Below are 11,296 nucleotides of genomic sequence, written 5' to 3' on the forward strand. Positions count from 1 at the left end.
GCAGACAACCCAGTCAATAGCTGGGCGCAAGAATTCCCGAAAAAGACGAACGCCCAGAGGAAGAGCCCGAAGCCGGACTGCAAGCGAAGCAAAAGGCGGCCCGTCAGCCTCGCTAAAACGAACTGCAGAACTCCGCCCGAAGTGCCCAGCCGCTACTTGAAACCTCAAGCCGCTGCCCCAGAACACCCCGCAACACATCTCGAACGATGTACTCTGGCACCCCAAGGTCAACCAAACGGGTCACAGCTCCCTGCGGGGAGTTTGTGTGCAAAGTAGACAAAACCATGCGGCCAACCAGCGCTGCCCGGCAGGCGATTTCAGCCGTCTCCTGATCCCGGATTTCGCCAATCATGATGACATTCGGATCCTGACGAAGGAAGGAGCGAAGCGCCTTGGCGAATGTCATGCCAATTTCTTCATGCACCTGAACCTGTTCAATGCCCGACAGATTGTATTCCACCGGGTCCTCAACCGTCAGGATCTTTCGATCATCAGTGTTGAGGTGGGACAGCGCCGTGTAAAGGGTCGTTGTTTTACCGGACCCCGTTGGTCCGGTCACCAGGAAAAGCCCGCTGGGCTGTTCAATGACCCTAATAATATGACTGGTAATCTCAGCTGAAAACCCGAGCTGATCCCACCCCATACGCAACGCTTTCGGGTCGAGAACCCTGCAAACTATGCTTTCACCAAAGCTGGTCGGTACAGAGGACACTCGAAAGTCCACTTTGCGCCCGGCCATGTTGGCAGTTATCCGGCCATCTTGCGGGAGACGCCGTTCAGAAACATTCATTGCCGCCATCACTTTGACCCGTGCGAGGATTGAGCCAGGGTTCAGGCTGCGGTTGACGCTCTGCGCGCGTAGCAGACCATGAATTCTGAAACGGATTCGCAGCCCGTCTTCCTGAGACTCGAAATGAATGTCCGAGGCACCCAAGGCAACCGCCTCATTGAAAACCTCGGAAACAAAGCGGATGACCGGTCCGTCAGCTTCTTCTTGCCGGACCCGTTCCCGGTCCGCCTGCCGCACTTCATCAGGTGTTTCTATCTCGGTTTTATCAGCAACTTCAGCGGACGACAGAAGCAGCCGTATCACCCGTGTTGGTGCCACTGCGAACTCTGGCCGGTTTTCCAGGTGGAAGGCTAGTTCACTACGAAGCCCAGCATTTGCGGGGTCGCTCAATAGAATGCGGCTCACCCCCCGCCCATCGTATACAGGCGCCAGAACATTCCCGTTACAATACTCGGGGGTCAGTTCTTCAAGGATTGCCTCGTCCAGCTCAAAGCCGTCTTCGGACAGCGAAAAAGGAAGATTCAGGGCGCCCGCCAGCTCTGGCAGCAACAGCCTCTCCTCCAGCAACCCGAGGCGCAGGAGCGCGCGATCTAAAGAAATTCCGCCGTTCTCAGCCATGGAGCGGCCACGCTCCACCTCCATCTCGGAAAGAATGTTCTTTACCTTGAGCCGGTTTGCCAATGTGTCATTCAAGTTGAAATTCGACGGCATGCACACTCTCATGGAATTGACGTGATCTTCACTTTATAGCTTAGAAAGCTTTAGCCGCCTGAACCATAGATAGAAAGCTCAGCCATTGATCAGCAGTTTGCTCCCAGAAGAGACCTTGGCAAACTTGAGCCGCATCCGTGGCCTGTTTCCAGCATGGATGCTTCTCCCGGGCTGGCGATCAGACTGGTCACGCAAAGTACTTCTTGAATACGCGTTGCTGAGGGCAGAGCCTGGAGACCGGCTGGATATTCAGCTGGGGTCATCGCTGTTTCTGACCAAGGAAATAAAAGTCCCTATTGCGGCTCGGGCAAACCTCGCGAAGGTGGTCAGTATGGCTGTCCGTCAATCTTCTCCGGGCGGTGGGCGGAACTTGATCTGGCGTCATCAAGTTAAGGGCAGGTCCGGGAAAGAGCTGTTAGTCCAGGTTTTCATCTTGAAGAATACCGTATTGCCACAGCTGACCAGTCAGGCGGAAGCAGCGGGCGCCTCCATTCGCATGGTTAGCATCGCCGATGCCCTCAACGCGCAGCCCTTGCTCGACAACCGGAAAGAAGTTGACCGCCCACTGCGGTTGTGGAGCGCGGCAACTGCCGCGCTATTAACTGCAGCACTGCTTGGGGTTAGCTGGATCGAGCTGCGGGAAACCCGTACTCTGCAGCTCAGAAAACAGGAGCTCGTCACCGAGCAAAGGCAATTAGCAGAGCACGCGCTGCGGCTAAGGGAAAGGCTGGACCAGCAAAATGCAGGCTTCACGAGGATCAGCAATGACATCCAGACTTTCGAAGATGACCATAGACGGCTGGCTCTACTCTTGGATCTAACCGACGCACTAAGTGATACGACTTGGGTTTCGGAAGCATCACTGTTTCAGCGGCGCGTTCAGCTATCCGGTTTCACAAGCGACGATGTACCGTCTCTGCTTTCAAGCCTGCGGAACCTGCCGTGGGCAACCAAGGCTGAGCTTGACGGACCGGTTTCCTTTGACAGCTTCAACCGCAAAAGCAGGTTTGAATTCATCATCCACACACAATCGGCCCCAGGAACTGACGGATGATAGCCTTGAAGCCTATGGCCGTTGCCACCCTGTTCGCAGCCGCGACCATTGCAGTATTCTACGCGCTGTTCTTGCCAGTGAACCAGTTCCAAGCGGAACTGGCCACCAAGATTGCATCCGTCAGCAAGGACGTTGAGGACTTGGAGACCAGAGTTCGAAGCTTGAAGGCTTCCGAAGATGGTGTCGCGTTCCCTCCGGAACTACTTTGGCATGCTGCGTCACGCAGCGAAGCAAGCCTGGCACTCCAAGACTCGTTGCTCCAACTGGCCAAGTCACATCAGCTTTCCATCCTGACTTTTGGGGCAACTGAACTCTCGAAGAAAACTGAGCAATCCACTGCAGCCGTCACTCTTGAGGGCGAGAGCACTTTGGAGAATTTCTACCAGTTTCTGAATGCAGTCGAGAACCTGACACCAAGAGCAGCTCCAGCGCTCGTGCGCCTTCGCCCTCGCAGTATAGCCACCTCTGAAAACGAGGGTACAGGCGTTTACTTCCAAACAACAATCTGGGCTTTCTGGGGGGATGAAAAGTGACACAGGTCAGGAACTTTCTTCCACCACCATTATTCCTGATTGCTGCGACAATCACTGTGGCTCTATCGCAAGCTCCTTGGCCTCAGCCTCAATTGTCTGGTGAGACAACCGCACCAGGAACCAGCCAAGATCCTGACGTAACGGATCAAGACCAGCCCGCCGTAACCTTTCCCTTGTCTGTTGCTGAAGACCTGTCGGAACGCATTGCGCAAGCAAAGGGCCGGCCATTGTTTTCCGAAACCCGGAGGCCACCGGCGAAAGCAGACGAGGATGAGCCAGCCCCCCAGCCAATTGCCGAGGAAATCGAAGCTATTCAAATGGAACCGGTTGCCCATCCAGAGCCACCTGAGGTTATCTTCAATGGCTTTTTGCGCTCCAATGGCAAGACCGCAGGTCTCGTCCGGATACCAGACACAGGCATTGAAACATGGATTTCTGCCGGTGATACAGTCGGGGACTGGCATGTTGCCGAATTGTCCAGCACAGCAATCGTTCTTCAGCTTGGAGAAATCCAGCATGTTGTTGAGCTCAGCCGCTGAGTGTAAAGATCGCACAAAATTCAGGGATAGATATGCGGTTTCGAATACTCACATGGGCATTAGCAGCACTGACGCTTGCGTCCTGCACTGAAACCACCACGACCAGCTCTGGTCTTTTCGGCGATGATGTTTCCGTTGCAAGAAGCTCATTTCTCTCCCGCAACCAAAACCAAGCCACTCAACTTCACGGCGGCGTGCGTCCTGGGGCGATGTCACGCGGCACAGATCAGTTCGTCAATCCAAGCATCCTGAACAATAACCGCTCACAAGCTGTGGTCATTCCCAAGGACGGCAAACTTGTGGAAGTCAGCCTAGTAAATGCAAGCATTGAAGCCGCCGCACAAGCAGTATTGGGTGAGGCACTTGGGAAGAACTATACCGTCGCCGACGAACTAAAGGGGCGGATCACAATTCAGTCGACGGGTGCAATCCCCAAGACTGCCTTGCTCGAGTTGTTCGAGGCCGCCCTCTCCGCTAATGACGCCCGCCTGGAACAGGACGGTAATGTCATCAAGGTGCTTCCCGGCACCTCCGGCAATAAGACCTTCCGTCTAGCATCAAGTGGAGTCGGCAGTGGTGCTTCTATCGTCGTTGCGCCCCTCAAACACATTTCTGCTGCTCAGATGGTTAATCTACTCGCTCCATTGAGCGACGAAGGCCTGCGTACTGTCGCTGACAAGCGCAGGAACCTGCTGATGATGACGGGCACAAAGAAGCAATTGGAAGCTGCATTGGACGCGCTCAACCTGTTTGACGTCGACGTCTTGTCGGGCAAGTCAATTGCGCTTGTAGAACTGAACTCCGCCGATCCGGAATCTATTGTCGATGAGCTCGCAGTTATTTTTGAAAACGAGGTTGGCGGAAATCTTGAAGGTGTCATCGAGTTCATTCCGAACAAGCGTCTTGGCTCGGTGTTGATCATCACATCCCGCTCCAAATACTTGCCGGTTGCGCAAAAGTGGATCAGAGAACTGGATCGCACTGCGAGTGGTGCCAGCCGCTATATCGAAACCTACGAACTTGATAACCGGGACGCCGTGGATGTGGCACCGATCCTGAATGATCTTCTTTCCAGCTCTCAGGAGAAACCGGCAGAAGGTGAGGACACTTCGCGTTCTGTTTCCGGCTCTAGGGTTGCTGCAGACAAAGCGCGTAATGCACTGCTGGTACGGGCCACCCGTAGCGAACACCGCGAAATTCAAAGTCTCCTGAACGAAATCGACGACAGCCCCCAGCAGGTAATGCTTGAGGCAACTATTGCGGAAGTTACTTTGAATGATGAGCTTGGACTGGGGGTCCGCTGGTTTTTTGAGTCTGGCAACTTCGACTTTACTTTCTCGGATTCCGACTCCGGAAGTACCTCCAGCAGATTTCCCGGTTTCTCAGCGGTATTTGGAACCAACAGTGCCGCCGCGGCGATCAATGCTCTTGCTGGCGTGACTGACGTAAAGATCATCTCTTCGCCCACTCTTATGGTATTGGACAACGAAGAAGCCATTCTGCAGATCGGTGACCAGGTTCCTGTTGCCACACAGTCCTCAACGTCGACATCAACCGAGGACGCTCCGACAATCACCACCATCGAGTACCGGGACACAGGCGTCATCCTGAAAGTTCAACCCAAGATCAGCAGGAATGGCCGCGTGGTTCTGGATGTCACTCAGGAAGTGAGCAGCGTGGCTGAGACGGTCACATCCGGTATTGACTCACCAACTATCCGGCAACGGAAAGTGGCAACTAATGTCCTTCTGAACGACGGCACAACACTCGCGCTCGGCGGGCTGGTTCAGGAAAGTGACACGACAACTGTTACGAAAGTACCAGGCCTCGGAGATGTACCAGTACTCGGCAATGTTTTCAGGAACAAGGACAGCAAAAAACGTCGTTCAGAGTTGCTGGTGTTGATCAGACCACGTGTTGTGAACACCGAAAGCGACGCCCGGACAATCACCGAACACTGGCGAACGAAGCTTTCAGGGGCAAACACAATCCTCCGGACGGGGCTTGGAAAACCACAGCACCAGATTGGCGAGTTTCTGCAGTAAGGCCGGACGATGGGCAGCTACCAATACAGCGGATATGATGCTTCCGGAAGAGAAGAAGCCGGCGCTATTGATGCTGCGACGGAGAGTTTGGCTTTCGAGCATCTGCAATCCCGTGGCATAACTGTCTTCGCGCTCGAACCTTCCTCTGCCGAGTATATTCCCACAGCAGTGCCATGGTACCGCCGAGACATTCGTTTTCGCAGCAGCCAGCTTTCTGCCGAGGATCAAGCTGCAACGGCCGATCTTCTTGCATCTCTGTTCAGTGCCGGGCTCGCATTGCCTGAAATAATCCGAATTACCGCCAGTTCAGCGGGCAGGACTGAAGTCAGGATGCAATTTGAACGAATTGGGCAAAAAGTGGCGGAAGGAGGTAGTTTCGCAGTTGCCTTTGAACAGGAAAACAAGGGCTTCGCACCAATCTTCGTCTCCTTCTTGAAGGTCAGCGAGGCATCAAATGCCCTGCCAACTCTCTTGCGGTCCCTTTCCTCCTTCCTGTCCAAACAGAACCAGGTACGTCAGAAAGTTCTTTCGGCCCTTATTTACCCACTCATTCTGGTACTGGCCTCACTCGGACTGTTTCTGATTGTCACACTGTACCTTGCTCCCAACCTCGAACCACTGTTTGCGGCGGCGGGGCAAGAACCACCCGGCACACTGTCGGCTCTGCTTGCCCTGAATGACTTTCTGGTCAGGTTCTGGATGTGGCTACTTCTCGCTCTGGCTGGTGGAGTTTTGGCGATAGCCTCTTTGCTTCAACACGAAAGAAGCCAGCGCTTGTTGGCGCGAATGAAATTCCGGCTGCCAGTATTTGGTACCATAACCCGGCTTTTCACCCTGTCACAGCTTGCGCAGGCAATAGAACTTCTGCTGACCTCAGGGATGCCGCAATCGGAAGCTTTCCGGCAAGCCTCAGCCTCTCTCGGAGCCTCAAGCGGGTTTCACGGGACATTTCTGGAAGCTGCCGACGCAGTTGAAAGCGGCCTGACTGCTACCGGGCCAATTGATGCGGATCCGCATATTCCCGCCGGGTTTAAAGAGCTCTTCCGGGTCGGTGAAGAGACCAATCGATTGCCTTCGACTCTTGCAGCACTTTCCGAAACAATGTCCGCTCAGGCAGACCGACAGACTCAGCGGCTTCTAGGGCTTCTCACACCTGTCCTTACTTTGGTCATCGGCTCCGGGATCGGTTTTTTGATTTACACGCTGATGGGTGCCATCCTGGAGATCAACGAGATTGCCTTCTAGTCCCCTGCCCAGACATTGGCAGCGTGGCTTCACCTTGCTAGAGACTGTCTTGGCCTTTGCGGTCCTCGGAATGGTGCTGTCTGGTCTCTACACCGTATCGGCTCGCTCAGCCGGGCGATTGGCAGACGCGAGGAACACCTACCTTGCAAGTGAATTCGCGAGATCAATGTTGGATCAGTACATCCTGGCAACGCCACCGCCCTCTTCATCCGGCACTTACAGGCAAACCTGGGATTGGGAGATCACTGAGCAACGACTGGGCGGCTTGCAGCCGTCATCCTTGGACAAACATTTTGCCTTCTACGAGGTCTCGGTTGTTGTTACTCGCCATGGGCTTTCTGACACCCGTCCCGCTGTCCTTAGCAGGACGGTAGCCAGAAAGGCTGGCAGGCAGTGAGGCGGAACCCGCACAAAGGCATTTCCCAGCTCGAAGTCCTTGTCGCATTGGCAGTCATGGGTATGATTGCCGTGCTCTTGGCCAACGCACTCAGTTTTTCCCGGCGCCAGTTGGAACGCACTCTGCCTTTGTCGGCGGAGGCAGAATACTTCATGGCTCGCGACACCTTGCGCCGTTGGGCTGAAGGCATGCCTCTAAAACGCGAGCCTTCCCCGGCCACTCCTGCACTTCACGGAACCCAGTCAGAAGTAACCTTTGAAACATTGATCCACGACGGCCAATTCTGGGGTGGAGTGCCCACAACTGTGACCCTCTACATGGAAGAGAAACAACTCGTTGCCAAGGCATCCGGGGTCGCCAGCAAACAATTGGAACCCATGATCCGCAGCCTGGTTCTTTCCCCGAATGCGAAGAATCTCTCTTTTTCTTATTACGGCCGTAACAACAATGAACCCAACCCTGCGTGGTACCCGAGTTGGGAAAGCGGCAGTTTGCTGCCAGTGCTGATCAAAATCGAATGGGAGCAGCAAGGCGGCCAGCCCGTTCCCCCACTGACACTCAGACCGGCGCACTACGACTTGAACCGGTCGATCTCACTTTCCGATGTGATCCCGAAATGACCAGGTCAGAGGAACAGGTCCTCATCCTCGCTCGCGCCGCCCGGGTGCCCATCCCGGCCATAGGTAAACAGCTCAAACGCTTTTTCCTTGCCCGGGCTGCGGTAGAGCAGCTGCCGCCCCCAGGGATCGTCCAGGTCTTCCAGGCTGTCCACATAAGGCCCGCGCCATTTGCCGGAACCTGAAGGTTCAGAAAACAGCACCTGCAGCCCCTCTGCCTCACTCGGGTAGCGGCCGAGGTCGATATAGTAGAGCTGCAGGGCGCCCTTCACGTTTTCCATCCGCGCCTCGGCCACCATCGACTTGGCACGCCCGAAGTTGCCCATCAGCCGCGGCGCGGCCAGCCCAACCACCAGCGCGATAATCGCCAGCACAACCATGATTTCCAAGAGTGAGATACCAGCAGTGCGTTTGCGGGGCGGCAATGTCCGGGCCATGGGCGTCCTTACAAAAAGAGCGGGTTGAAATAGATCAGAACAAATACCGCATAGGCGATAAACGGGCCAAAGGGAATCCCTTCCTGCCTGCCCGGTCGCCGAACCCGTGCCGCAAGCGTCGCTGTGATCCCCCCAGCTGAGGACAGCAGCAGCAGTTCGGGCAGTTTCCAGGGACCAAGCACAACAACTGCGGCGCCCAGCAGCTTTGCGTCGCCGATGCCAAGCCCCTCTGCCCCGCGCAAGCGGTAGATTATCTCGCCCGCTCCCCACAGCAGGGCGGAAATGACCGCGCCTGCCGCGAGGTGCAGCAGCAATGCCTGCGGATTCTGCCACACAAGAAAGGCAGCGCCAATTATGGCGAAGGTCAAGGTTGCCAAGTCGGGGATTTCATAAGCTCTTATGTCCCGGTGGCTGAGCCAAACCAAAGGCGGAATCAGGGCAAGGCCCTGCAGTTGCAGAGGTATGCCGGCGCCAGGTGCAAGGACGGCCAAACTCACCGCATAAAGCAGCAGAAAACCGCCCCAGGGGGGAATGACAAACCGGCGCAAGGCTGCAATTCTCCTGTCATGACCCAAGGCGTGCTTCCATCCTGCAACCCGCTACCCCGGCACCCTAAACGCGGCGTTGTACTGATCACAACCCTGCTGTCGCTGATCCTGCTGATGGGGCTGGTGGTGACGCTGCAGACCCGTTCGCTGGCCACGGTCAAGATGCTGAAGCGGTTGGCGGCCAGCCATCAAGAGGTGCTGGACCAAGACAGCTTGCGCGACCTGATCCGCCCGTTGGTTGGCGAGGCCATGATCCGCTTTGACGAAGACACCCCGCTGAAACTCAACAGCACGCCGTTTCCTGTCACATTCAATGAAACCCGCTACCAGATCATCGCGCAGGACCCCGGCGGTCTGGTGGATATCTGGCGGACACCACCCTCTACAGCGGAAGCCCTGCTGTCGCCCAAGCAGCTTAAAACTCGCGCCAGACTGGCGGAGGCAGGGGACCAATCGATGCCAATCCGCCAGGCCGCAGCTAAAGCCGGGGTCGCCGAGGTGCCTCCATGGCTCACGGACCGGGCGCCCAAGCGGAAGCTGAACGCGGCAACACTTGCTGCGTCTTACGCCGCTGAGAATGCACGGAATTTGAGACCGCGGCCGGACAACCGCCAGCCCAAGGAGGCGATGATCTTGATAGAGGAAATAACCTCGGAATAGCCGAGTTGGCGGTCAATCGCCGCAGTTGTGCTGGACGGTCTGATGGCGCACGGGGCGTATCGGGAGGCGATGGCGGTGGAGGATGTGCTGCTGGAACACCCTCCGCAGTTTGCCTATGCGCTGGTGAAGAAGGGGACGGCGGCCTAAAGGATCTTGGAGGAGGAGTTTGATACTAGGTATCCGGAGGTGAAAGATTTGCCGGAGGACCGGAGTGCGGAATTCATGCGACTGCAGCGGGTTAACCGGGATGTCTTTGAGGAAGCGGAAGTGCTAGGGTGGGTGCCATTGTCCCGCTAAAGCTGAAAACGCAGTTTTTTGAGACTTGCACAAGATTTCCGAGTTTTTGCAGGCTAAGAATCCCTAAGAAATCTTTGGTGGCAGTACATCTAACAATGCCCCTACATCGCGCGTAAGAAACCCCTAACATGGCTCACATGAAGGCCTTTATAGGAAAGGCACAAGTTAGAAACATGGGAATAAAATTTCCGCACACCCCTTATTAACACCCTTAATTACCTTCCGAAATCTCGACATCGACACCAATTGAGTTCAATTCTCGCACAACCTCCTCCCAATCATCAGCATCGATTTCGAAACCTATTTGAAAATCACCGCTCGCCAGAAGCAAATCAACCTCTCTTTTAGCAACCCCAAGCCTACAAGACTTCAGATCCTTTACCTTATTGATTAAGTCGATAGTTCTAACGCCAGGGCGCCAACCGACTATAGACACTTGTCTTTTCATTTTAATCCACCGAGATATTTACTGTGCCTGGCGTTCTACCGGGATTCGCTCCTGAAGTACGTGTACCTCCACTAAAAGAAACTTGGTCAACGCCAAATGCACGCCCTAGTGACTTCACTGCCGACCTCAACGCTCCGATGCTACTTGTGTTCGGACCATCACCTTGGACATGAGCATTTGACAGACTAAGAATCCCGTTCTTGACGGAGATATCGGCAACTACGTCAACAGGTCCTTTTTCTGTATTGACTGAAAATGAAACGGTATTTCCATCAACCTCACTGATCGTAATACCTTGTTCCGTAGGAGTTTTCGTCTGTGTTTGTTGACTTGCTACGACAGCAGCAATTGCCGCGGCCGTTACTGCATCAGGATCTTCATTATTTGGGTCACCTTGCGAAGGATCCCCTTCGTCCATTGCGGGACCACCGTTGTGCCCAATCCCGGGGGTATCTCCATCATTTCCTTCGCTGTGAACGGAAATACTGTTGCCCAGATCGTAGTTTCCCTTGAACGCACCGCTTATTACTCCATTACCGTTTCGCTTTCCATCGTTGGCTCTATCACTGGCTTCATCTGCGGCAAACATGCCGAACAGTCCAATAATACCAGCAACAATGCCGACGGCAGGAGCAAGGTTCCCCGTTGGGTCACTTCTATTAACCGGGTCATTCAGAGAATAGCTGTACCGGTTCGTTCCCACCCCTTCCTTTCTCACGTCGAACCAATCGGGCTGGATGAACATTGCGGCGGACTGGGTGGCGAACACGGCCAGGAAGGCGGTGAGCAGCAGGGTTTTCAAAGTGCGGAGCATGGCGGCTCTCCTGAAAGTCTTTGGATCAATGGGCTTTGCGCCGGGCGGGGGAGGCCCCGGCCCGGCGCGGGGCTGTTACTGGGCGGTGGCTTGGGCAGGGGCCTCAGCCGGGGCGGCGTTGCGGTTGGCGGGCTCGCCCGCCGCTTCCGCCAGCGCATCAG

At 55.3% G+C, this 11,296-nt stretch carries 13 protein-coding genes; 8 read left to right on the top strand and 5 right to left on the bottom strand.

The features are described 5' to 3' along the window. Positions 1-112: 112 nt before the first annotated feature. Complete coding sequence (locus RA26_RS19995) at positions 113-1,501, bottom strand: GspE/PulE family protein (RefSeq protein WP_052272502.1); 1,389 nt, start codon at positions 1,499-1,501, stop codon at positions 113-115. 124 nt (positions 1,502-1,625) lie between these two features. Between RA26_RS19995 and RA26_RS20000 the strand changes: the two genes are divergently transcribed. From RA26_RS20000 to RA26_RS20025, 7 genes are read left to right on the top strand one after another with little or no spacing between them, the layout of a single operon-like run. Next, the gene (locus RA26_RS20000) at positions 1,626-2,555 is read left to right on the top strand and encodes a PilN domain-containing protein (RefSeq protein ID WP_193747646.1); all 930 of its coding nucleotides are present in this window, start codon (positions 1,626-1,628) and stop codon (positions 2,553-2,555) included. Then, complete coding sequence (locus tag RA26_RS20005) at positions 2,552-3,088, top strand: hypothetical protein (RefSeq protein ID WP_039186879.1); 537 nt, start codon at positions 2,552-2,554, stop codon at positions 3,086-3,088. The genes RA26_RS20000 and RA26_RS20005 overlap by 4 nt, the downstream gene beginning before the upstream one ends. Continuing rightward, on the top strand, positions 3,085-3,627 hold the full coding sequence (locus tag RA26_RS20010; RefSeq protein WP_152612671.1) for a hypothetical protein: 543 nt from the start codon (positions 3,085-3,087) through the stop codon (positions 3,625-3,627). Before RA26_RS20005 ends, RA26_RS20010 begins: the two co-directional genes overlap by 4 nt. A 32-nt stretch (positions 3,628-3,659) precedes the next feature. Further along, complete coding sequence (gene gspD / locus RA26_RS20015) at positions 3,660-5,672, top strand: type II secretion system secretin GspD (protein WP_082015893.1); 2,013 nt, start codon at positions 3,660-3,662, stop codon at positions 5,670-5,672. 9 nt (positions 5,673-5,681) lie between these two features. Beyond that, positions 5,682-6,917 carry a type II secretion system F family protein gene (locus RA26_RS20020; RefSeq protein ID WP_039186883.1) on the top strand — a complete coding sequence of 412 codons (1,236 nt, stop codon included), beginning with the start codon at positions 5,682-5,684 and terminating at the stop codon, positions 6,915-6,917. Beyond that, positions 6,883-7,314, top strand: coding sequence for a type II secretion system protein (locus RA26_RS23460; protein WP_082015894.1), 432 nt, complete (start codon positions 6,883-6,885; stop codon positions 7,312-7,314). The genes RA26_RS20020 and RA26_RS23460 overlap by 35 nt, the downstream gene beginning before the upstream one ends. A gap of 56 nt (positions 7,315-7,370) precedes the next feature. Further along, positions 7,371-7,934 carry a hypothetical protein gene (locus RA26_RS20025; RefSeq protein ID WP_152612672.1) on the top strand — a complete coding sequence of 188 codons (564 nt, stop codon included), beginning with the start codon at positions 7,371-7,373 and terminating at the stop codon, positions 7,932-7,934. A gap of 5 nt (positions 7,935-7,939) precedes the next feature. On the opposite strand, the gene gspG is transcribed toward RA26_RS20025, so the two are convergent. Beyond that, a complete protein-coding gene (gspG, locus tag RA26_RS20030; protein WP_082015895.1) occupies positions 7,940-8,368 on the bottom strand; it encodes a type II secretion system major pseudopilin GspG in 429 nt (142 codons plus the stop codon). A gap of 8 nt (positions 8,369-8,376) precedes the next feature. Further along, positions 8,377-8,865, bottom strand: coding sequence for a prepilin peptidase (locus tag RA26_RS22215; protein WP_241482700.1), 489 nt, complete (start codon positions 8,863-8,865; stop codon positions 8,377-8,379). 69 nt (positions 8,866-8,934) lie between these two features. On the opposite strand from RA26_RS22215, the gene RA26_RS20040 reads away from it, so the two are divergent. Continuing rightward, positions 8,935-9,576: a hypothetical protein gene (locus RA26_RS20040; RefSeq protein WP_039186887.1), complete on the top strand. Its 642-nt coding sequence runs from the start codon at positions 8,935-8,937 to the stop codon at positions 9,574-9,576. Between the two features lie 508 nt (positions 9,577-10,084). Here the strand turns inward: RA26_RS20040 and RA26_RS20045 are convergent. Both RA26_RS20045 and RA26_RS22805 read right to left on the bottom strand, forming a co-directional pair. Beyond that, positions 10,085-10,321: a hypothetical protein gene (locus RA26_RS20045; protein ID WP_152612673.1), complete on the bottom strand. Its 237-nt coding sequence runs from the start codon at positions 10,319-10,321 to the stop codon at positions 10,085-10,087. A gap of 1 nt (position 10,322) precedes the next feature. Then, positions 10,323-11,135, bottom strand: coding sequence for a hypothetical protein (locus RA26_RS22805; RefSeq protein WP_152612674.1), 813 nt, complete (start codon positions 11,133-11,135; stop codon positions 10,323-10,325). Positions 11,136-11,296: the final 161 nt, after the last annotated feature.

Source organism: Leisingera sp. ANG-M7, assembly GCF_000813965.1.
Taxonomy (GTDB): Bacteria; Pseudomonadota; Alphaproteobacteria; order Rhodobacterales; family Rhodobacteraceae; genus Leisingera.

Excerpts from the sequence above, each read along its gene's own strand:
- RA26_RS19995 (WP_052272502.1), bottom strand. The coding sequence starts at position 1,501 with ATGCCGTCGAATTTCAACTTGAATGACACATTGGCAAACCGGCTCAAG.
- RA26_RS20005 (WP_039186879.1), top strand. The coding sequence starts at position 2,552 with ATGATAGCCTTGAAGCCTATGGCCGTTGCCACCCTGTTCGCAGCCGCG.
- gspD (WP_082015893.1), top strand. The coding sequence starts at position 3,660 with ATGCGGTTTCGAATACTCACATGGGCATTAGCAGCACTGACGCTTGCG.
- RA26_RS20020 (WP_039186883.1), top strand. The coding sequence starts at position 5,682 with ATGGGCAGCTACCAATACAGCGGATATGATGCTTCCGGAAGAGAAGAA.
- RA26_RS20025 (WP_152612672.1), top strand. The coding sequence starts at position 7,371 with ATGGGTATGATTGCCGTGCTCTTGGCCAACGCACTCAGTTTTTCCCGG.
- gspG (WP_082015895.1), bottom strand. The coding sequence starts at position 8,368 with ATGGCCCGGACATTGCCGCCCCGCAAACGCACTGCTGGTATCTCACTC.
- RA26_RS20040 (WP_039186887.1), top strand. The coding sequence starts at position 8,935 with ATGACCCAAGGCGTGCTTCCATCCTGCAACCCGCTACCCCGGCACCCT.
- RA26_RS20045 (WP_152612673.1), bottom strand. The coding sequence starts at position 10,321 with ATGAAAAGACAAGTGTCTATAGTCGGTTGGCGCCCTGGCGTTAGAACT.
- RA26_RS22805 (WP_152612674.1), bottom strand. The coding sequence starts at position 11,135 with ATGCTCCGCACTTTGAAAACCCTGCTGCTCACCGCCTTCCTGGCCGTG.